Source organism: Streptomyces sp. LaPpAH-108, from assembly GCF_000373625.1.
In the GTDB taxonomy this organism is placed as follows: domain Bacteria; phylum Actinomycetota; class Actinomycetes; order Streptomycetales; family Streptomycetaceae; genus Streptomyces.
The window spans coordinates 312,749-333,347 of sequence record NZ_KB891998.1; the positions used below are offsets into that span (position 1 = coordinate 312,749).

21 protein-coding genes and 1 tRNA gene are annotated in these 20,599 nt (G+C 71.8%); 11 read left to right on the plus strand and 11 right to left on the minus strand.

Annotation, left to right across the window (positions count from 1 at the left end):
- Positions 1 to 142: 142 nt before the first annotated feature.
- Entirely contained in the window at positions 143 to 1,126 is a 984-nt protein-coding gene (locus B079_RS0128130) for an aldo/keto reductase (RefSeq protein ID WP_018549188.1), read from the plus strand.
- On the plus strand, positions 1,123 to 3,315 hold the full coding sequence (locus tag B079_RS0128135; RefSeq protein ID WP_018549189.1) for a helix-hairpin-helix domain-containing protein: 2,193 nt from the start codon (positions 1,123 to 1,125) through the stop codon (positions 3,313 to 3,315). The genes B079_RS0128130 and B079_RS0128135 overlap by 4 nt, the downstream gene beginning before the upstream one ends.
- Before the next feature lie 66 nt (positions 3,316 to 3,381).
- Here the strand turns inward: B079_RS0128135 and B079_RS0128140 are convergent, their stop codons facing one another.
- Positions 3,382 to 4,080: a hypothetical protein gene (locus B079_RS0128140; protein WP_018549190.1), complete on the minus strand. Its 699-nt coding sequence runs from the start codon at positions 4,078 to 4,080 to the stop codon at positions 3,382 to 3,384.
- Positions 4,081 to 4,127: 47 nt separating this feature from the next.
- Between B079_RS0128140 and B079_RS34370 the strand changes: the two genes are divergently transcribed.
- A complete protein-coding gene (locus tag B079_RS34370; RefSeq protein WP_018549191.1) occupies positions 4,128 to 4,316 on the plus strand; it encodes a DUF5703 family protein in 189 nt (62 codons plus the stop codon).
- A gap of 94 nt (positions 4,317 to 4,410) precedes the next feature.
- On the opposite strand, the gene B079_RS36480 is transcribed toward B079_RS34370, so the two are convergent.
- The 3 genes from B079_RS36480 to B079_RS0128155 all read right to left on the minus strand — a co-directional run bounded on the left by B079_RS36480 (position 4,411) and on the right by B079_RS0128155 (position 7,306).
- Positions 4,411 to 5,478: a chaplin gene (locus B079_RS36480; protein ID WP_026249160.1), complete on the minus strand. Its 1,068-nt coding sequence runs from the start codon at positions 5,476 to 5,478 to the stop codon at positions 4,411 to 4,413.
- Positions 5,479 to 5,599: 121 nt separating this feature from the next.
- Entirely contained in the window at positions 5,600 to 5,833 is a 234-nt protein-coding gene (gene chpH / locus B079_RS0128150; protein ID WP_018549193.1) for a chaplin ChpH, read from the minus strand.
- Positions 5,834 to 5,980: 147 nt separating this feature from the next.
- Positions 5,981 to 7,306, minus strand: a complete 1,326-nt coding sequence (locus tag B079_RS0128155; RefSeq protein WP_018549194.1) for a M20/M25/M40 family metallo-hydrolase — start codon at positions 7,304 to 7,306, stop codon at positions 5,981 to 5,983.
- 222 nt (positions 7,307 to 7,528) lie between these two features.
- On the opposite strand from B079_RS0128155, the gene B079_RS0128160 reads away from it, so the two are divergent.
- Positions 7,529 to 7,616: transfer RNA gene (locus B079_RS0128160), tRNA-Leu, on the plus strand.
- Positions 7,617 to 7,744: 128 nt separating this feature from the next.
- Complete coding sequence (locus B079_RS0128165; protein ID WP_018549195.1) at positions 7,745 to 8,530, plus strand: GNAT family N-acetyltransferase; 786 nt, start codon at positions 7,745 to 7,747, stop codon at positions 8,528 to 8,530.
- Positions 8,531 to 8,647: 117 nt separating this feature from the next.
- On the opposite strand, the gene B079_RS0128170 is transcribed toward B079_RS0128165, so the two are convergent.
- The 3 genes from B079_RS0128170 to B079_RS0128180 are packed head-to-tail and all read right to left on the minus strand — an operon-like array spanning position 8,648 to position 11,402.
- Positions 8,648 to 9,412 carry an SDR family oxidoreductase gene (locus B079_RS0128170; protein WP_018549196.1) on the minus strand — a complete coding sequence of 255 codons (765 nt, stop codon included), beginning with the start codon at positions 9,410 to 9,412 and terminating at the stop codon, positions 8,648 to 8,650.
- Positions 9,413 to 9,425: 13 nt separating this feature from the next.
- Entirely contained in the window at positions 9,426 to 10,823 is a 1,398-nt protein-coding gene (locus tag B079_RS0128175) for a GntP family permease (RefSeq protein WP_018549197.1), read from the minus strand.
- Between the two features lie 60 nt (positions 10,824 to 10,883).
- Positions 10,884 to 11,402 (minus strand): gluconokinase, encoded by a 519-nt coding sequence (locus B079_RS0128180; RefSeq protein ID WP_018549198.1) that lies wholly within the window; start codon positions 11,400 to 11,402, stop codon positions 10,884 to 10,886.
- 142 nt (positions 11,403 to 11,544) lie between these two features.
- On the opposite strand from B079_RS0128180, the gene B079_RS0128185 reads away from it, so the two are divergent.
- Positions 11,545 to 12,246, plus strand: coding sequence for a FadR/GntR family transcriptional regulator (locus B079_RS0128185; protein WP_018549199.1), 702 nt, complete (start codon positions 11,545 to 11,547; stop codon positions 12,244 to 12,246).
- A gap of 36 nt (positions 12,247 to 12,282) precedes the next feature.
- Here the strand turns inward: B079_RS0128185 and B079_RS0128190 are convergent, their stop codons facing one another.
- Complete coding sequence (locus B079_RS0128190; RefSeq protein ID WP_018549200.1) at positions 12,283 to 12,690, minus strand: YchJ family protein; 408 nt, start codon at positions 12,688 to 12,690, stop codon at positions 12,283 to 12,285.
- A 186-nt stretch (positions 12,691 to 12,876) separates the two neighbouring features.
- Between B079_RS0128190 and B079_RS0128195 the strand changes: the two genes are divergently transcribed.
- From B079_RS0128195 to B079_RS0128205, 3 genes are all read left to right on the plus strand, one after another.
- Positions 12,877 to 13,389, plus strand: a complete 513-nt coding sequence (locus tag B079_RS0128195) for a hypothetical protein (protein ID WP_018549201.1) — start codon at positions 12,877 to 12,879, stop codon at positions 13,387 to 13,389.
- A 64-nt stretch (positions 13,390 to 13,453) separates the two neighbouring features.
- On the plus strand, positions 13,454 to 15,730 hold the full coding sequence (locus B079_RS0128200; RefSeq protein WP_018549202.1) for a DUF6571 family protein: 2,277 nt from the start codon (positions 13,454 to 13,456) through the stop codon (positions 15,728 to 15,730).
- A 175-nt stretch (positions 15,731 to 15,905) separates the two neighbouring features.
- A complete protein-coding gene (locus B079_RS0128205; RefSeq protein WP_018549203.1) occupies positions 15,906 to 16,307 on the plus strand; it encodes a hypothetical protein in 402 nt (133 codons plus the stop codon).
- Here the strand turns inward: B079_RS0128205 and B079_RS0128210 are convergent.
- Genes B079_RS0128210 through B079_RS0128220 form a run of 3 tightly spaced genes read right to left on the minus strand, consistent with a single transcriptional unit; the run spans position 16,304 to position 18,747 of the window.
- The gene (locus tag B079_RS0128210) at positions 16,304 to 16,921 is read right to left on the minus strand and encodes a cytochrome b/b6 domain-containing protein (RefSeq protein ID WP_018549204.1); all 618 of its coding nucleotides are present in this window, start codon (positions 16,919 to 16,921) and stop codon (positions 16,304 to 16,306) included. The genes B079_RS0128205 and B079_RS0128210 overlap by 4 nt on opposite strands.
- Complete coding sequence (locus B079_RS0128215; protein WP_018549205.1) at positions 16,905 to 17,684, minus strand: molybdopterin-dependent oxidoreductase; 780 nt, start codon at positions 17,682 to 17,684, stop codon at positions 16,905 to 16,907. The genes B079_RS0128210 and B079_RS0128215 overlap by 17 nt, the downstream gene beginning before the upstream one ends.
- Positions 17,685 to 17,688: 4 nt before the next feature.
- Positions 17,689 to 18,747 (minus strand): hypothetical protein, encoded by a 1,059-nt coding sequence (locus B079_RS0128220; RefSeq protein WP_018549206.1) that lies wholly within the window; start codon positions 18,745 to 18,747, stop codon positions 17,689 to 17,691.
- Positions 18,748 to 19,136: 389 nt separating this feature from the next.
- Here B079_RS0128220 and B079_RS0128225 point away from each other — a divergent pair, with 389 nt between their 5' ends.
- Positions 19,137 to 20,048 carry a DMT family transporter gene (locus B079_RS0128225; RefSeq protein ID WP_018549207.1) on the plus strand — a complete coding sequence of 304 codons (912 nt, stop codon included), beginning with the start codon at positions 19,137 to 19,139 and terminating at the stop codon, positions 20,046 to 20,048.
- 34 nt (positions 20,049 to 20,082) lie between these two features.
- Positions 20,083 to 20,598: an NUDIX domain-containing protein gene (locus B079_RS0128230; RefSeq protein WP_018549208.1), complete on the plus strand. Its 516-nt coding sequence runs from the start codon at positions 20,083 to 20,085 to the stop codon at positions 20,596 to 20,598.
- Position 20,599 lies beyond the last annotated feature (1 nt).

Below are 20,599 nucleotides of genomic sequence, written 5' to 3' on the forward strand. Positions count from 1 at the left end.
ACCTTAGCGACCCTTTCCCGCGCGGCCCACCCCGCCTCGGGTGTCCGGCGCGGTCGCGGCCCGGTCCCGTTGTCCACAGGCGGCCCGATCCGGTTGTCCACAGGCAACCCACGGCACCACCTCTGGCCAGTAATCTCGCGCCATGGAGCAGAGGCATCTCGGCCGTACCGGCCTGCGCGTGTCCCGGATCGGACTCGGCACCCTCACCTGGGGCCGGGACACCGAGGAGCACGACGCCGCGGACCTGCTGAAGACGTTCTGGGAAGCGGGCGGCACCCTCGTCGACACGGCGGACGTGTACGGCGACGGGGCCGCCGAGTATCTGCTCGGCCGGCTCACCGACGGTCTGGTGCCCCGCGAGGACCTGGTGATCTCCACCAAGGCAGGCAGCGTGCCCGACCCGGAGCGCCGGGTGGACGGCTCGCGCGGCCATCTGCTCGCCGCCCTCGACGCCTCCCTGACCCGCCTGGGCACCGAGTACGTCGATCTGTGGCACATCCACTCCTACGACCCCGACACGCCGCTGGAGGAGACGCTTCAGGCGCTCGACCTGGCCGTGAGCAGCGGCCGGGCGCGGTACGCGGGCGTGTCCAACTTCTGCGGCTGGCAGCTCGCCAAGGCCGCCACCTGGCAGCTCGCGGCGCCGGGCACGCGCACCCGGCTCGCCGGGACGCAGCTGGAGTACTCGCTGCTCCAGCGGGGCGTCGAGCGCGAGGTGCTGCCCGCCGCGCTGGACCTGGGGATCGGGCTGCTGCCCTCCTCGCCGCTGGGCCGGGGCGTGCTGACCGGCAAGTACCGGGGCGGCACTCCCCCGGACTCGCGCGGCGCCTCCGACCACATGGCGCCGTTCGTGGAGCCGTATCTGGACGACACCGCGAGCCGCATCGTGGACGCGGTGACGACGGCCGCCGACGGGCTCGCGGTCACCCCGCTCCAGGTGGCCCTGGCCTGGGTCCGGGACCGGCCCGGCGTGGCCGCGCCGGTCGTCGGCGCGCGCACCGCGCGGCAGCTCGCGGCGGCGTTGTCGGTGGAGGCGCTTAATCTTCCTGACGAGATCTGCCGGGCTCTCGACGATGTGTCGGCGCCCGTGCACCGCTATCCCGATCACGACTGGAGCACGCTGTGAGCACGGAGCCGGAGACCCCGGAGACCACGGGGGAGACCGGGTCGGAGGGCGTCCCGGAGAGCGCCGGGGGTGCCGTCTCGGTCTCGGTCTCGGGCGACGAAGAGGCCACCCCTGAGGGTAATTCCGTCGCCCCGGGTGACGCCGACGGCACTCCTGAGGGTGACGACGCGCCCAAGTTGTCCGAGGCCGAGGCCGAGCTGGCCGCGCAGCGCCTTGAGCGGGAGCGGATCGAGCGGCGCAAGGCCGAGAAGAAGGGCCCGGTTGCGAGCGGCGCCAAGCTGAGCGGGACGGCCGCGGATCTGCTGGCGGCGGTCCGCGCGGTGGAGAGCGGCGAGAAGCCGGTGCGCCCCGCGTTCACCGAACCCGCCGCCCCGGCCCCGCGCCGCCCCGCCCCGGAGCCGGTGAGCCCGCCCCGGCCCGCCCCGGTACCCGCCGCTCCCGTCGCGCCGCCCGCCGAGACGGTCGACGCCGTACGCCGCGTCCTCACCGAGGGCGGCGCCCCGCCCGCCCTGGCCGCGCAGGCGACCTCGGTGCTCGGCGAGGGCGCCGACGCCGTGCTCCACGAGGACCCCTGGCAGCTGCTCCGGATCACCGGCGTACGCCCCGACCAGGCCGACGGCTTCGCGCGGGCCCTGCTGGGCGCGGAGTGCCATCCCGACGACGAGCGGCGCGGCCGTGCGCTCACCGTGTGGCTGCTCGAGCAGGCCGCGCTGGCCGGACACACCGCCCTGGAACTCCCGGCGCTCACGGCGGCGCTCGCCCAGCGCGGCGTCCCGGACGCGGAGGCGGCGGTGCAGGCCGCGCTCGCGGAGGGCGACGCGCTGGGCTTCCAGGACGCCCTGGAGGAGCCCGGCGCCCCGACGCGCCCCGCCGCCGCCCCTGCGGCCGACGACGACTCCGAGGGCGAGGAGGAGCGCCCGGTCCGCGTGCTGGCGGGCCTGGAGCGGTACACGCTCGCGGAGGAGAGCCTGGCCGACACGCTGGGCCGCCTGATCAACGCGCCGTCCGAGGAGACCTCGGCCGCCTGGGAGAAGGCGGTGTCCTCCGGCGCGTCCGAGCTGGTCCGCGCGGTCGCCGGAAACGGTCTGGTCCTGCACACCGGCGGCGAGGCGGCCCGCGCCGAACCGGCCGCGCTGCTGGATGCCGCCCGCGCGGCGGGGCTGCGCGCCTTCGCCGTCTGCCATGCACCCGACGGCGCCCGGCGTTTCGCCGCGCTGCTCGCCGAGGACACCTCGTGCGTCGGCACGGTCGCCGGGGTCCTCTCCGGCACCGAGGGCCCCGGCCGCGACCAGGAAGGCGCCCTGGACCTCGATCTGCTGATCGTGCTGGACGCGCCCCAGCTGGACGTGGAGAGCGCCGCGATGCTCGCCGAGTCGCTGCCCGACGGGGCGCGGCTGCTGCTGAGCGGCGACCCGGCGCTGCTGTGGTCGGCCGGGCCCGGCAGGGTCTTCGCCGACCTCCTCGCCGCCCGCGCCTGCCCGCAGCTCGCCTCCCGCGTCCCCGACCCCGGCCCGCTCGGTGAGCTGGTGTCCGGGATCGGGGTGGGCGAGCTGGGCCAGGTCGAGGCGCCGGGCAAGGAGATCGTCATCGTCCCGGTGCGGGACGCGGGCGAGGCCGTGCACCGGACCGTGCAGCTGGTCGCCGACTCGGTTCCCCGGGCCTTCGGGGTGCGGCCCGACCAGGCGGTGGTGATCACCCCGGGCCACGGCGGAGCGGCCGGTACGCGCGCGCTCAACGCCGCGCTCAAGGAGCGGCTGAACCCCGGCCCCGGCCGCTTCGGCGGCTTCGACCCCGGTGACCTGGTCGTCCACTCCCCCGCCCCGGGCCGTACGGTGCCGGGCCGGGTCGTACGGGCGGACGCCGAGGGGCTGCACCTGGAGTGCGCGGGCGGTCCGGTGGTCGTGGCGAAGGAGCTGGTGGAGAGCCGGGTGCGGCACGGCTGGGCGGTGACCGCGCACCAGGCGGTGGGCGCCCGCTGGCCCGCCGCCGTGGTGGTACTGCCGGGCGACGCCGCGCAGGCGCTCAGCCGACCGTGGGTGTACACGGCGTTCGGGCGCGCCGAGCGGCATCTGTCCGTGGTGCACGGGGTGGAGCAGGCGCTGCCCCAGGCGGTGGCGGAGGTCCCGGCGAAGCCGCGTACGACCCGGCTGCGGGCGCTGCTGACCGCGCAGGTGCCGGTGACGGGCTGAGCTTCTGGTGCGAGTGAAGGCGGGTGCGGACCAGGGGCGTCCCCGGTCCGCACCCGCCTTCCGGGCTCAGCGTTCGGCGTCCAGGGGCTCCAGGTCGTCGTCGCCGTCCAGTTCCACGATGTCGTCGTCCAGCTCGTCGTCGGACTCGGTGTCCTCGTCCTGATCGAAGACCGCGCTCACATCGAAGCGGCAGACCACGTGCTGCGGGTCGAGCTGTTCGAACGGGGCCTCCAGCCACTCGCCCGGCTCGGCCGCCTCCTCCGCCGCCGTCACCCACAGGGTGGAATCGCCCTCCGAAAGACCGAACTCCTTGTGCCGGGTGGCGATCTCGTCGGGCTCGAACTCCCCGAACAGGATGGTCAGCGCGCCCGGCACCGTGGCCGCTGCCTCGTCGTCCAGACCCGCGCTCTCGTACTCCGCCGCCTCCACCCGCTGGGCCTGCGCCAGCAGCCGCTGCGGCTCCGCCACCGCGTAGTCACGGCGGATCAGCACGCTGATCGCGTGCGGCTCCTCCGGGCCCGCGTACGGCGGCAGGGAGTCGTCCCCGCCGGGGATCTCGAAGGGGGTGACCTCGTCGTAGCGGTCGTAGAGCAGTTCGTCGTACGCCTCGGCGGCGGCTGCCAGCTGGTTGAACGCCTCGTAGACGGCCGGGTCGTCCTCACCCGACCGGCGTTCGACAGCCGCCAGGTGGCGGTCGAGCGCGGTCTTGACGGCCTCGGCGGCGGCGCGTACCTCGGCAGCGGTGGGCTGCGCAGCATCAGACATAGTGCAGACGCTATCCGTACCGGGCGCGTGCCCGCACAATAGATGCGATGCCGGAATACGAATTTGTCGACGTGTACGTACCTCGCGGGGTCACCCGCAAGGAGGCTACGCGTCTGCTGACGGACCATGCCGAGTACGGACACTGGGAGCTGGACCGACTGAGCCTGCTGCGTGACGGCAGCCGCAGGGTGCGGTTGCGCCGACGGATCATCCGCCAGGTACGGGCCACGTGGTGAAGCAGGACGACTGAAGCCGGACCACTGAACGGAGCGGGCCCCTCTTGTGTGGGGCCCGCTCCGTTTTTCCGGTGTACCTGTGCGGGGTGCGCGGTTACGCGGCGCGGCGGGCCTTGCGGTACAGCACCGCGCCCGCGAGCAGGGCGACCGCGCCCGACGGGAGGGCGAGGCCCAGCGGCACGTCGGCGCCGGTGTGGGCGAGCTGCTGGCCTCCGGCCGGGGCCTGGACCGAACCGCCGCCGGTGCTCACCTGGGAGGAGCCGTGGTTGCTCGGGGTGGTGGGCTTGGCCGGGGTGGTGGGGGTGCTCGGCGTTCCGGGGGTGGTGGGGGTGCCCGGGTTGCTGGGCGTACCGGGGGTGCCCGGGTTGCTCGGCTGGCCGGGCGTGCCCGGGGTTCCGGGGTTACCCGGAGTGCCGGGGTTACCCGGGTGGCCGGGATTCCCGGGGTGGCCGGGGTGGCCAGGGTGGCCAGGATGTCCCGGGTGACCAGGCGTCCCGGGGTTGCCCGAGTGGCCGGGATGACCCGGGTGGCCCGGATGGCCCGGGTGCTCGTGTCCCGGAGGGCACGGCTCGTCCGGGTTGCCGGGGTGGCCCGGATGTCCCGGCGTACCGGGGTTGCCCGGATGCCCCGGGTGGCCGGGATTCCCAGGGTGACCCGGATGCCCAGGGTGACCGGGGTGCCCAGGGTTCCCCGGCGGGTTCTCCTGGCCGCCACCCGGCGGGTTCTGGTGACCGCCCCCGCCGTTGCCGCAGTCGTTGCCCCCCGCGGCGTTGCCGAGGCCGATGACGTTGACGCTGTTGCCGCACAGGTTGACCGGGACGTCGACCGGTACCTGGACGGTGTTGCCCGAGCCCACGCCGGGCGACTTGCCGGTGTGTGCGCCGGCGTGCGCGCCCCCGGCACTGCCATTGCCGCCACCGCCCGCGTTGCCGCAGGCGTTGCCCGCGGCCGGGTTGAGCAGTCCGACCACGTTGACGGTGTTGCCGCAGGCGTTCACCGGAATGTGTACCGGGACCTGCACGCTGTTGCCGGACAGTACGCCGGGTGATCCGGCGGCGGAGCCGGCCGCGCCCGCGTCGGCGTGCGCGTAGCCGCTCGCGGCGGCGATCACACCGGTGGCGGCGGCCATGGTGAGCAGTCCTTTACGGGTGCCCTGTCGCATCACTGTGTTCCCCCCTGAAATTCCCTGCCCTCGACTACGAGAAAGGCCGGTCGGCCCCGTGGCGCATGGCGCGCGCCACAGGGCCGACGGCTCGTAAAAGACGCCCCTCGGAAAGCCCGCGTCAGTCGTTGACGCAGGTGTTGCCGAAGGCGGGGTTCAGGAGCCCGATCACGTTGACCGTGTTGCCGCAGACGTTCACGGGAACGTGCACCGGCACCTGGATGACATTGCCGGACAGCACACCCGGCGAACCCACGGCGGCACCCTGGGCACCCGAGTCGGCGGCGGCCATACCCGCGCCGGCGAGAACCAGACCACCGGTGGCAGCCGCGGCAGCGACGACCTTCTTGATCATCATTCCTCCTAGTTGGCACTGCGGCTCCCAGGTGCGGAGTCGCATCACGTGTAACGAGGAGGGAGTAATGGAGCTACGAGCTTATCGTCGCATTCACCCTTCTCAGTCGATCTCGTACGCCTGCCTGAATTCCGGCCCCCGCAAGGGTCACGAGGCGTCGATGAACCGGTCGAGCACGCGCACACCGAACTGCAGACCGTCCACCGGCACCCGCTCGTCCACGCCGTGGAACATGCCCGCGAAGTCCAGCTCCGGGGGCAGCTTGAGCGGCGCGAAGCCGAAGCCCCGGATGCCGAGGTCGTCGAAGGACTTGGCGTCGGTGCCGCCGGAGAGCATGTACGGGATCGCCTTGGCGGCGGGGTCCTCGGCCACCAGCGCGGACTGCATGGCCTCCACGAGCGCGCCGTCGAAGCCGGTCTCCACCGCCTTGTCGGCGTGCACGTCGCTCCGGCGCACGTTCGGGCCGAGCAGCCGGTCGAGGTCGGAGAGGAACTCCTCCTCGTAACCGGGCAGGAAGCGGCCGTCGATGTGGGCGGTGGCCTCGCCGGGGATGACGTTGACCTTGTACCCGGCGTTCAGCTGGGTGGGGTTGGCGGTGTTGCTGAGGGTGGCGCCGATGAGCTTGGCGATGCCGCCGAGCTTGGCGAGCGTGGCCTCCATGTCCTCGGGGTCCAGCTCGGTGCCGAGCGCGTCGCCGAGTTCGTCCAGGAAGGCGCGGGTGGTCTTGGTGACCCGTACCGGGAACTTGTGACGGCCGACCCGGGCGACGGCCTCGGACAGCTCGGTGATGGCGTTGTCCCGGTGGATCATCGAACCGTGCCCGGCGGTACCGGCCACGGTCAGCTTCATCCAGTGCATGCCCTTCTCGGCGGTCTGGATGAGGTAGAGCCGCCGCTGCTCGCTGACCGTGAAGGAGAAGCCGCCGACCTCGCTGATCGCCTCGGTGACGCCCTCGAACAGCTCGGGGTGGTGGTCGACCAGGTAGCGGGCGCCGTACGTGCCGCCCGCCTCCTCGTCGGCCAGGAAGGCGACGACGATGTCGCGCGGGGGACGCCGTCCGCTGCGCAGCCGGTCGCGCACGACGGCGAGCGTCATGGCGTCCATGTCCTTCATGTCGACGGCCCCGCGCCCCCACACGCACCCGTCGGCGACCTCGCCGGAGAAGGGGTCGTGGGTCCAGTCGGCGGCGTTGGCCGGTACGACGTCCAGGTGGCCGTGGATCAGCAGCGCGGGCCGGGACGGGTCCTCGCCCGCGATCCGCGCGACGGTGGACGCGCGCCCGGGGTGCGACTCGAAGATCTCCGGTGCGAGCCCGACCTCCGCGAGCTTCTCCGCGACGTACTCGGCGGCGGCGCGTTCGCCGGGGCCCGAGTGGTCGCCGTAGTTGCTGGTGTCGAACCGGATCAGCTCGCGGCAGAGGTCCACGACCTCGTCCTCACCGGTGACGCCCCTGGTCGTGTCCGTCTCGCTCACGCTGCTTCCTCCCGCTGTCACTGCTGGTGGATGTGCTGGTGGATCTGCTGCTGGGTCTCCCTCATCCTCCCTCCGCTCCCGCCCACCTCCAAGACCGGGCCCCCTCGGCAACACGCCGTTCACGGGAACGGCCCCCGACGCCGAGGGGTGATCGGACACCCCCGAAAGCCTGGTAATGTTTCCTCTGTCGCCGCGAGGGAAACCCCGCACGACAGACACCTTGTCCGGGTGGCGGAATGGCAGACGCGCTAGCTTGAGGTGCTAGTGCCCTTTATCGGGCGTGGGGGTTCAAGTCCCCCCTCGGACACCAGCGAGAGACCCTGCTTCGGCGGGGTCTTCTTCTTTTCCGCCGCACGGGGCGGAGTTGCGCGAGTACGTGAGCCGCCCCGCGCCGCCCGACGGCGTTTAATCGCTTGACCCGGTTCGTACGGTGTCCCCGTGGAGGACAAGCTGATCAACGAACTCCGGGCCGCGTACGACGCCCAGCTGCGTGGCGTCACCCCGCCGGGCGGCAGCGCTCGTATCGAGAGGGACGGTCCCCTGACCCGGGTCGTCGGGTGGCACCGCGGCTTCGTCACGGGGCCGCGGGATCTCGGGGTGTACGGGGCGGAACTCGACGCGCTCATAGCCCGGCAGCGTGACTACTTCGCCGCCCGTGGGGAGGCGGTCGAATGGAAGACTCGCGGCCACGACCTCCCCGCCGACCTCACCGACCGGCTCGCGGCGGCCGGGTTCGTGGCCGAGGACAGCGAGACCGTGCTCGTCGGACGGTCGACGGACCTCGCCGCCGATCCCGTCCTGCCCGACGGCGTGACCCTGCGCCGGGTCACCGCCGTTTCGGACCTGCGGCGCATCGCCGCCATGGAGAGCACCGTCTGGGGTGAGGACTGGGGCTGGCTCGCCGACGACCTGGCCGCCCGGATCGAGAACGCCCCGCAGAACATCGTCGTCCTCGTCGCCGAGGCCCGCGCCGAAGTCGTCTGCGCCGCCTGGCTGGTGTTCAAGGACGGCATCGACTTCGGCGGCCTCTGGGGCGGCTCGACGCTCAAGGAGTGGCGCGGACAGGGCATCTACCGCGCCATGGTCGCCCACCGAGCCCAACTCGCCACCGCCCGAGGCGTCCCCTACCTCTACGTCGACGCCTCGTCCGACAGCGCGCCGATCCTCAACCGGCTCGGCCTGCACGCGCTCACCACGACTACGCCGTATGTCTGGTCGCCCTGAGCCGGCCGGCCTTCGCCGACGGGGTACGGGAAAGCGCGGCGCACTCCCTCAGGAGCGGCCGCGCCGGGACGTGAGCAGAGAAGGCTGAAGGGTTCCGGACGGGAGCCCCGCAGCCGCTCACAACACGCTCGTCATCCCGCCATCCACATACAGCACCTGCCCGTTCACGAAGTCCGCGGCGGGTGACGTCAGGAACAGCAGGCCGCCGATCAGGTCCTCCGTGCGGCCCCAGCGTCCCGCCGGAGTCCGCCCGCGGACCCACGCACTGAACTCGGGGTCCTCGACGAGCGGGCGGGTGAGGTCGGTCTCGATGTAGCCGGGGCCGAGGCCGTTGACCTGGATGCCGTGCGGGGCCCAGTCGGCGCACATGCCCTTGGTGAGCATCTTCAGGGCGCCCTTGGCCGCCGCGTACGGCGCGATGCCGGGGCGGACGACCTCGCTCTGGAGCGAGCAGATGTTGACGATCTTGCCGTGGCCGCGTGCGGTCATGCGGCGGGCGGCCTCCCGGCCGACGAGGAAGGCGCTCGTGAGGTTGGTGTCCAGCACGTGCCGCCAGTCGGAGTCGGTGAACTCCGTGAGCGGGGCGCGCAGTTGGACACCCGCGTTGTTGACCACGATGTCGAGCGGGCCCACCCGCTCCTCGATGTCGGCGATGCCCGCGGCCACGGAGGGGCCGTCGGTCACGTCGAACACCGCCGTGTGCACCCGGTCGCCGGGCAGCTCCGAGGCCGCCCGCGCGAGGCGGTCCGCATCGCGGCCGTTGAGGACCACGGTGCAGCCCGCCTCCGCCAGGCCCTGGGCCAGCGCGAGGCCGATGCCCCGGCTGGACCCGGTGACCAGTGCCGTACGGCCGCCGACGTCGAAGAGAGGGTGAGCCGTCATCGTCGTATCGCTCCTAGATCACCAAGGAGAGGAGCAGGACCAGGGCGCCCGCGACCACCGAGATGATCGTCTCCATCACCGACCAGGTCTTGACCGTCTGGCCGACGCTCAGCCCGAAGTACTCCTTCACCAGCCAGAAGCCGGCGTCGTTGACATGGCTGAAGAAGAGCGAACCGGCGCCGATGGCCAGGACCAGCAGGGCGGTGTGCGTGGTGGACATGTCGGCCGCGAGGGGCGCGACCAGACCGGCGGCGGAGACCGTGGCCACCGTGGCGGAGCCGGTCGCGAGCCGGATCGCCACCGCGATCAGCCAGGCGAGCAGCAGCGCGGGGATCGACCAGTCCTTGGAGATGTCCAGGATCATCTGGCCCACACCGCAGTCGATCAGCGTCTGCTTGAAGCCACCGCCCGCGCCGACGATCAGCAGGATGCCCGCGATCGGCATCAGGCCCTTCTCGACGGTCTGCTGGAGCCGGCCCTTGGTGAAGCCCGCGGGACGGCCCAGGGTGATGAAACCGACGATCACGGCAGCGAGCAGCGCGATCAGCGGGGAGCCGATCACGTCGAAGACGCGCTGGGTCATGTTGGCCGGGTCGTCGATGACGATGTCGACGAGCGCCTTGGCCAGCATCAGCACGACCGGCAGCAGCACGGTGGCGAGGGTCGCGCCGAAGCCCGGGCGGTTCTCGAGCCGCTCCGAGGCGCGCTCGGGGATCATGCGGTCGGGCGCCTGGACGTCCACCCAGCGGGCGGCGACCTTCGAGAACAGCGGACCGGCGATGATCACCGACGGGATGGCGACGACGAGGCCGAGCGCCAGGGTGACACCCAGGTTGGCCTTGACCGCGTCGATCGCGACCAGCGGGCCGGGGTGCGGCGGGATCAGACCGTGCATCACGGACAGACCGGCCAGCGCCGGGATGCCGATGCGCATCAGGGAGTAGTTGCCGCGCTTGGCGACCATGAGCACGACCGGGATCAGCAGGACGATGCCGACCTCGAAGAAGAGCGGCAGACCGATCACGGACGCGATGAGCACCATGGCCCACGGCATCGCACGGCCGCCCGCCTTGGCGAGGATCGTGTCGACGATCTGGTCGGCGCCGCCGGAGTCGGCGAGCAGCTTGCCGAGGATCGCGCCCAGCGCGATCAGCACGCCGACACCGGCGACCGTGCTGCCCAGGCCGGTCGTGAAGCTCACGATCGCCTTGTCGAGCGGCGCACCGGCCACCGCGCCGAGCACCAGCGAACCGATGGTCAGCGCCAGGAAGGCGTGGAGCTTGAACTTGGTGATGAGAAAAACGATGACGGCGATGCCCACCAGGACGGCTATGCCCAACTGGGCGTGGCCGGCCGAAGTGATCGGCTGGACGCTGTCCGCTGCCAGCATCTCGACGCTGAGTCTGGTCACGGGGTTCCCTTGCAGGTACGGGGGACGTGGGTGAAGGTGCTACGGGGTGCTACGGGGGCACTACTGGGATGCGACGGAAAGCGCTTCCAGGGCCTGGACGGCACGCTCGGTGATCTCGTCGGGACCGCCGCTCACATCGACGGCGACTCCGGCCTCGTCCGCCTCAAGGGGCTGGAGCGTGGCGAACTGGGAGTCCAGCAGCGCGGTCGGCATGAAGTGACCCTGCCGCTGCGACATCCGGCTCTCGATCAGCTCGCGGCTGCCGGTGAGGTGGACGAAGACGACTCCGGGGGCCTCGGCCCGGAGCCGGTCACGGTACGACCGCTTCAGCGCCGAGCTGCTCACCACCCCGCCGAGCCCCGCCCGGCCGTGCGCCCAGGTGCCGATGGCGTCGAGCCACGGCCACCGGTCGGCGTCCTCGAGCGGAATCCCGGCCGACATCTTGGCGATGTTGGCCTGCGGGTGGAAGTCGTCGCCTTCGGCGTACGGAACGCCCAGCCGGGCGGCGAGCAACGGACCGATCGTGGTCTTGCCCGTCCCGGCGACGCCCATCACGACGACGACCTGGGGGGTGCGCATGACTGCCTCGCTGTCTTCTTCGACATCCGACGCCGAACTCCGGCGTCGCCACACTGAAACCTATTAGGTACGACAAATTCAAGAGTCTGTGACATATAAGTCTGACTTTTTGTCTCTGTGATCCAGGCCGTACGCTGAGTGCATGAGCACACCGGGCCGGGGGCTGCACGGCCGCGTACTGGACACCCTCGGCCCTGCCATCACGGCGGGCGAGTACCCGCCGGGCAGCGTGCTGCGTACGGACGAGCTGGCCCAGCACTTCGAGGTCTCCCGCTCCGTGATGCGCGAGGCGGTCCGCGTCCTGGAGTCCATGCACCTCGTCGAGTCCCGCCGCCGGGTGGGCGTGACGGTGCGCCCCAAGGCCGAGTGGAACGTCTACGACCCGCAGGTCATCCGCTGGCGCCTGGCCGGTGCCGACCGGCCGTACCAGCTGCGCTCGCTGACCGTGCTGCGCTCCGCGATCGAGCCGGTCGCGGCGGGCCTCACCGCGCGCCTGGCGACGGCCGAACAGTGCGCCGAACTCACCGAGTGCGCGCTCGGCATGGTCTCCAACTCACGCGGCCACCGGCTGGACCAGTACCTGATCCACGACATCGCCTTCCACCGCATCATCCTCACGGCCTCCGGCAACGAGATGTTCGCCCGCCTGGGCGATGTCGTCGCCGAGGTCCTGGCGGGCCGTACCCACCACGAGGTCATGTTCGAGGACCCCGACCCGGCCGCCGTCACCCTCCACGTCCGCGTCGCCGAAGCGGTACGCGCCCGCGACAGCGTCCGCGCGGAGGAACTGACGCGGGAGATCACGGTGGGGGCGCTCCAGGAGCTGGACATCCTGGTGCCGTAAGGGAGTTGAGGCGGGGCGTGCTCGCGTGACGCCCCGTCAGTCGAGGAACTCCCCGTCCACGTACGCCCATTCCCCGCCGACCCGCTCGAACCGGCTGCGCTCGCACAGCTCCCCGCCCCGATAGGACGCCCGGAACGTCACGGTCCCCCGCTCGTGGAACGCCGATCCGTCGGCGCGGTCGATGATCTCAAGGCCGGTCCACCGCATGCCGGGATCGAGGTCGAGCCGGGCGGGCCGCGTCCGCGGGTGCCAGGTCTTCAGCAGATACGCGACGTCCCCGGCGACGAACGCGGAGTACCGCGACCGCATCAGCAGCTCGGGGGTGGGCGCGGCGGCCGTACCCGAGTGGAACCGCCCGCAGCACTCCCCGTACGCCTTGGGCAGCCCGCAGGGGCAGGGGGTGGTGGGGGTGACGGGGGTGGGGCGGGGGGTGCGACGGGGCATGGGGTCATTGTGCCGGACCGCACGGGTGCCGGGCCGCTCCGGACGGTCGGCGCTCCATGTACATGACCGGCATTTTCCCTGCTCAGGGTTGCTAATTTGTACGGCGTCACATCAGCGAAGCCGCAGCACCGGTCCAACGGGGGACTGACGTGCCGAGGGTCTGAGGGATCGGGGACGAGGTCGACCATGGCGTGGGACGAATGGGAAGAGCTCAAGGCCGAACACGCGTCGGCACATACGCGGTTGAACAGCGCGCCCGACGGCGGGGGAACCTACGGGCCGTACGTGGTGCCGAGCCGGACCGGTGATCTCCGGGTCGGCCACGCGGACTTGGCGGGGCTCGGCAAGAACGCGCACGAACTGTACGACCAGTTGTGGGACAAGGCCCGTGTCAGTGGTCCCAGCAGCAATACGGCGGCGGGCGACCTCTCCTCGCAGGGCTTCGCGCTGGGCGGCGGGCTCCGGCATGTGTCGGACCGCTGGGAGGAGCAGCTGAAGTCCCTCATGGACGCCTGCGCCCAGATCTCGAACCACATGCGGACGACGAAGAGGATCCACGCCGGTGACGAGTCCTACATCCAGCGGCAGATGAGCGCCATCGCCGCGCTGGACGCGGGTTTCGACGAACGGGTCGGCGCACCGGGCGGGAAGAACGACTACGGCGAGCGGGAGAAGAAGGGCGAGAAGTCCGGCGGCTGACGGCACCGCCTCACGTACCCCGCCCGCTTCCTCACTCCCCCACTCCCACGAAAGAGCCGTACCCGTGGATCTCGACACCCTGCGCTTCGCCAACTTCGCCTCGGTCGACGAGGCCGTCACGGACTGGGGCCTGCTGGTCCGCAATCTGGAGGACCTGCGCAAGCAGGCCGAACGGGGGCTGCACCGGGCCGCGAACCATGCCGACTGGGCCGGAGTCAACGCCCAGGTCACCAAGGAGTTCATCGGCAAGACCGCCGGTGAGTTCGCGGACGCCCACACCCAGGCGAAGACGATCCACAGCATCCTCGGCGACACGGTCGGGGAGCTGAAGCGGTACCGGGCGGACCTCGACTCGGCCATCGAGCGCGGCCTGAAGAAGAACCTGACCGTGCTGGACACGGGCCACGGAGGCTTCACGGTCAGCATGAACATCCACCCGGACCGGGCCGCGAAGGGCACCACCGTCCCCGAGCACGACGCGTCCGACGTCACGGCTCTGCGGGACGAGGTGCGGGAGATTCTGCGCAAGGCCACGGAGAGCGACACCTCGGCCCGCACGGTGCTCAAGGCGATCGTGGACCGGGCGGCGCTGGGGTTCTCGGACGCCGCGTACAAGGACCGGGATGCCGCGGCGGCAGCCGTCAAGGAGGCCGACCAGCTGGCCGAGCTCGCGAAGAAGGACCCGCAGGACCTCACGGTCGCGGAGTTCGACCGGCTCGCCGCCGGGCTGAAGAAGTACTACTCCGATCCCCTCTTCGCGGAGCGGTTCGCCTCCGGCCTCGGCCCGAAGAAGACCCTCGAGTTCTGGGCCGGGGTCGCCGATCCTCAGGTGGCACCGGACCTCACGCGCGAGCGCCGCAAGGAACTCGGCTCGATGCAGCGGAACTTGAGCCTGACGCTGGCCGAGGCGAGCCAGAGCGACAACCCGGCGATGGCCCGCTGGAAGAACGGCGTCGTCGAACTCGGCGACCAGCCGGTGGGCCACCGGCGCGACGTCCTCGGTGTCCAGGTCATGAGCAACCTGATGCGTGCGGGCGACTACGACGACGCGTTCATGACGCGGTACGGCAAGGAACTCATGGCCATCGAGCGGAAGTTCACGGACGACGGCGAGCACACCGCCTGGCGGCCAACGGGATTCAGTCCCTTCCTCAACCGTATGAACGGCGGTGACACGGGCTGGGATCCGATGAGCGGATACCTCAAGGGGCTCTCCCACAACCCTGCCGCCGCAACGGAGTTCTTCAACGACGACTTCCTCCCGAAGGACGGCGACCGCAAGCACGCCGTCTCCACCTTCACGTACCTCTTCGAGGACCGGCACTGGCCGGAGAGCGTCAAGAACGACTTCAGCGGCGACGAAAGCCACGACGGACTGGACAACCTCGCGTCGGCTCTGGAGGCGGCGACGACGGGCCATCCCGCCGGAGAGTTCCCGACGCTCGACACCCCGGCGCACAGCGAGGCCCAGGCCAAGCTCTTCCACGCCCTCGTCTCCTCGGTGGGCGACGAGCCGGAACGGCTCACCGAGCACGGTTACATGTCCGACAGCATGGGGCAGATCGCCTCGGAGTACCTTCCCGACATCAATCGCGCCGCAGCCGATGTGAGCCGGGACTCCGAGGACTGGGACCAGATCGAGAAGCTGTACCCCATCGCCGGTACGGATTCCCGGATGGACCACCGCGACGTGAACAAGTTCCTCTTCGCCGTCGGCCAGCACCCCTCGGGCTACGCGGCGGTGGAGGTGGGCCAGGAGACCTACATGGCCCAGCTCATGGCGTACCACCTCGACCCGGACCTTCCGGCGGACCGGCGTTTCTCCCAGGACCAGGAGACCACGGTCCGCTACATCTCCGAGCGCTCCGGCGAGGTCTCGGGCGTCCTCGGCCTCGGCCGCCAGGAAGAACTCGCCAAGCCGGCGGGCGAGGAGGACAAGACCTTCGAGTACAGCATCTCCCAGCGGAAGAACTGGGTGTCCGGCGGCGTCGGCACGGTGGTGGGCGTAGGCACGTCGTTCATCGCGACGCCCTGGGTGGGCGCGGCGGCGGGTGGTGCGGCGGGGACGGCCACGAGTGTGGTGCTGGAGCGGGTGTTCAAGGATGCGGAGGGGCCGGCGATCGATGAGATCGCCGACACGAGAGGCGAACGCTGGGAGGTGGCCATGACGAGGAACAACGAGTACGTGGCTGCGGGTACTCGCGCGGCGGCGGACAGGTACCGCCTGTCGAACTCGGACGACATCGCACGGTGGGCCCGGGATGGCGCGCGACAGGGTTTTCTCAACTCCCGCCCCCTGCTGGACGGGCAGGCTCCCGGCAGCATCACCACCTCTTCCTGAACGCGTTCCGACTGCGAGAAGTGGCATCACCATGAATACGTCCCTGTCTCACCGTCACCTTCGTCGTGCGGGTCTGGCAGCCACTTTGTGTGTCGCCCTTGCCATCCTCTCCGGCTGCTCCGGCGATTCTCCGAAACGCGAGTACGCCGCCCCCCGTTCCCTGTGTGGCACGCCGGTGGAGTCCAAGGAGCTGTACGCGTTCCTCCCTCCCGGTAAGAAGGTCTCCTCGCAGATCACCAAGGAGTCGGCCAATGTGACCTGGTGCGCGCTCACGGTTGACGGCAAGAAGATCGTCCGCACCTCCCAGGAGTGGTGGGAGGACATGTCGATGCGGCAATACACCATGGGCTTGACGCCCGACGCGCTCGATCACCAGACCAAGGACAAGCGCTTCATCTACTCCGGATACCTGGCCTACGGAAAGATCACCGACTGCGACCACAGCAAGCACCGCATCGACCGGGTCCTCTACACCGGGATCCAGGCCCTCGGCTCCAAACACCGCGACGCCCCCGCCATGAAAAAGCTGATCGTCAGCTACACGAAGGCGGTGGAGCAGTCCAGCGCCTGCCGCTAAGGGCGCCACAGCGGATGTTCCCGTTGCGCCCACGCGCGGCTCACCGTGCCGGTGCGTAGGCCCTGGCGGGCTTCTGGGTCTGCCAGGGCCATTCCTATGTGGCCGGCGAGGACGATGCCGATCGTGAGGGCCAGCCAGTCGTGGACGAAGGTGGCGGAGGTGCGCCACATCAGGGGGGTGAGGTGGGTGAACCACATCATCAGGCCGGTGCCGAGCATGACGAGGGTGGCTCCGGCGATCCAGGCGGTGTAGAGCTTCTGGCCCGCGTTGAACTTGGCGGCGGGGCGGTGGGGGGTGCGGCGGAGTACGGCGTGGAGCCAGGCGCGGTCGTGGGGGCCGAAGCGGTTCAGGCGGCCGAGGTCCGCGCGGAAGGCGCGGGAGGCCAGGCCGAGGAGGACGGGGACGGGCAGGGCCAGGCCCGCGCATTCGTGGATGCGGACGATCAGGTCGCGGCGGCCGACCAGGACGGCCAGTTGCGGGATGTAGAGGCAGGCGGCGGTCGCCACGCAGACGCCCATCAGGAGCGCGATGACGCGGTGGGTCCAGCGTTCGGCGGAGGTGAAGCGCCGGACGCGGGTCTCGGGCGGGGCGGCGGTGTCAGTTGGTGGGGTCATCGGTCCGTCCGTTCGAGCGGCCGACCCAGGCGTCGACGTCGTAGCCCCGGTTCTCCCAGTAGCCGGGGCGGACGCGGTCGGTGACCGTGATGCCGGAGAGCCATTTGGCGGACTTGTAGAAGTACATCGGGGCGACGTAGAGGCGGACGGGGCCGCCGTGGTCGTGGCCGATGTCCTTGTCCTGCATGCGCAGGGCGACCAGGACGTCGGCGCGGCGGGCCTGGTCCAGGGTGAGGCTCTCGGTGTAGGCGCCGTCGAAGCAGGTGAAGCGGATGGCCCTGGCGGAGGACTGGACGCCCGCCGCGTCCAGGAGGTGGGCCAGGCGTACGCCCTGGAAGGGGGTGCCCGGGACGCGCCAGCCGGTGACGCACTGGACGTCCTTGACGAGCCGGGTCTGCGGCAGGGCGCGCAGGTCGTCCAGGGTGTAGGTGTGCGGGCGGTCGACCAGGCCGCCGACGGTGAGCCGGTAGTCGGCGGGGCCTTTGCGGGGGACGGACGCGGTGACGGAGTAGTAGCGGAAGCCGCCGCCGTTGGGCAGCAGGCCGCTCAGTCCGGTGGGGTCCTGTCCGGAGAGCGCTTCGAAGCCGCGCTGGAGGGCGGGGGCGGTGGCCACGCCGAGGGCGCCGAGGGCGACGGTGCCGAGGAAGACGCGGCGGCCGATCGGTTTGCCGCGGGCTTCGACGTCGGCTTCGGCAGCGGGAGCGGCTTCGGCTTCGGTCTCAGGGAGGTCCGCGCCGTCCTCCGGAGGTTCTTCGGGCTTCACGCCGTCATTCGAACACCGTCGGGGCGGGTGGGGCCAGTGGGTCGGGGCGGACGTCAGAGTTCGGTAATCCGGGCGCGCTCGGTAAGCCGAGCGCCCGGGCGCGGGCCGCGTGGAAGGCCGTACGGGGGTCTCCGCCCAGGTAGGACCAGGGTTCGCGGGTGGCGTGCGGGCCGATGCGGTGGAAGAGGGCGGCGGCCTCGGCCGGGCGTCCGGCGGCGGACATGGCGAACGCCAGGTGGTTGAGGTCGAGGTGGCGGCGGGGGTGGTCGTCGTGCTCCCACTCCAGCCACCAGTCGAAGGCGGCGCGCAGCGCGCGGCGGGCCCGGCGTCCGCCCCAGTGGCCTGCGGCGGCCGGGTCGGCGGGGGCGAGGCCGGTGGCGGCGAGGTGGCGGTGGCGCTCGGTGTGGGCGACGACCGGCAGGACGGCGAGCGGGGAGTCGGCCGGGGCCTGGGCGGCGGCGCGCTCGGCGAGGTCGTACGCCTCGTGGGACTCAGGGCGGGCGGCGGCGGGCCGTTCGGCGAGGGCGGCGACGATCAGGTGGTGGCCGTGGTGGTGCTCGGGGTGGCGCAGCCGCAGCTCGGCGAAGGCGCGCCACAGGTCGGGCTCGGGGCCGAGCGCGCGGGCGAGCAGGAGCAGGCCGAGCCAGGGGGTGGGGTCGGCGGGCGCGAGCGTGGCGGCGGCGTGGCAGGCGGCGCGGGCGCGGTCGGGTTCCTCGCGGCCGGTGAGGGCGCGGTGGACCAGGGTGAGGGCGAGCAGGGCGGTGGCGTCGGCGGAGCCGGGTTCGGCGAGGAGCCAGGCACGGACGCGGGCCTCGGTGGACGGTTCCTGGGCGAGCACGGTGATCCGGTGGCCTCGGCGGTCCCATTCGTCGCCGGTGTGGGCGAGGAGGGAGCGGACGGGCTGCCAGCGACCGCGGGCCAGGGCGGCGCGGGCGGCGAGCAGTTCCGCGTCGCCGAGGGCGGCCTCGAAGGCGCGGGGGTCGCCGGGAGCGGTGTCACCGGACGGTTGTGCGGGTTGTGCGGGGGCCCGGCATGTGCCGAGCAGGGACGGGAGTGGGGGCACCGCTGGACTTCCTGTTTCTCGGGCTGCCATCGGCCGATCACGCACAGCAAACTCCCCGGCAGGGATTGCGTCAAGCGGAATCCGGGTGTTACTGGGTTCAACGAGGGTTGTTTCAGGGGTACTTGGGGCTCGGGTGGCCAGGTGGCGGGCCCCGCGCGGGGGTTCGGCAGCCCGATTGTGGCGTACGCCATGGCGGCCGGGGGCGGGGCGGCGGAACATGAGCCGACGGTTCCGCTCGCCGCTGCCCCAACCGGCCTCGCGACCCCTGGTCCGGTGCCCCGCCCGGCCGTGCGACGGGACCGCGCCGATCCGCCCCCCATCCGGGCGCTCTCCGCGGCGATGCCGTCCGGGGGCGCTACAGTCGGCCACACGCAATCGTGGCCCGGCCGATGATCGAGGTACGCAGCGTGTCCCTTCTGGTTGTCCTTCTCGCCATGGGCGCCGCCTGCTGTGTGGGGTTCGGATTCGTGCTCCAGCAGAACGTGGCGCAACGGGCCCCGCTCAGCGACTTCCTGTCCTTCCGGCTGCTGCTCGATCTGATGCGGGTGCCGCGCTGGCTGGGCGGTACGGCGCTGATGGTGGCCGGGATGGCGCTCGGCGCGGTCGCGCTCGGGCAGGGGGAGATCTCCGAGGTGGAGCCGCTGCTCGCCACCAATCTGCTCTTCGCGCTCGCCCTGTCCCGCCGTCAGACCGGGCAGCCGCTGGGCCGTCAGGGCTGGACGGGGCTCGTGCTGCTGGCGGGCGGGGTGAGCGCGTTCATCCTGGCGGGCCGTCCGCAGGCGGGCACCGCCGTCACCGATCCGCTGCGGCACTGGCTGATCATGGGCGCGATGCTGGGTGTCGCCCTCGCGCTCGCGGGGTACGCCAAGCGGTCGCGGTCCGGCTGGGGGGCGGTGCTGCTGGCCGCGGCGGCGGGGCTGCTGTACGGCGTGCAGGACGCGCTGACGCGGGTGAGTGCCACGCGGTGGGCGGAGGGCGGTCCCGCGGAGCTGTTCACCGGCTGGCAGCCGTACGGGGTGCTGGTGCTCGGGGTGACGGGGCTGATGCTGGTGCAGAGCGCGTTCGAGACGGCGCCGTTGCGGATGTCGCTGCCCGCGCTGACGGCGGCGCAGCCGCTGGCGGGCATCCTGTGCGGGGTGGGNTTCCTGGGCGACCGGTTGCACACGGACACCGGGGCGCTGGCGTGGGAGGCGGCGGGGCTCGCGGCGATCGTGGCGGGGATCGTGCTGCTCGGGCTGCATCCGGCGATGCCGTGCGGGACCGCTCAGGAGCGGCGGGTGCGGGACCTTCAGCGCAACTGAGGTCGGCTCCGGGCGGGGCTGCTTGGATGGCCGTATGAATCCTGCCGACGAGGTTCTCGACATCGTGGACGAGCGGGACCGGGTGGTGGCCCAGGTCCCGCGCGGTGAGGCGTACGACCGGGGGCTGCGCCACCGCTGCGTCTTCATCCAGGCCCGGGACGCGGCCGGGCGGCTCTTCGTCCACCGCCGCACCGCGACCAAGCTGGTCTTTCCCGCGCTGTACGACATGTTCGTCGGCGGGGTGGTGGGCGCGGGCGAGTCCTACGACGAGGCGGCGCTGCGGGAGGCGGAGGAGGAGCTGGGGGTGTCGGGGCTTGACCGGCCGGAGTTCCTGTTCAAGTTCCTCTACGACGACGGGGCCGGGAAGAGCTGGTGGTCGGCGGTGTACGAGGTGCGCTGCGCGCTGCCGGTGGAGCCGCAGGTGGAGGAGGTGCAGTGGTACGACTTCCTGACCGAGGACGAGGTGGAGCGGCGGCTCGGCGCGTGGGAGTGGGTGCCGGACGGGCTCGCGGCGTACGAGCGGCTGAGGGCGTTCCGGGCGGCGCGGTGAG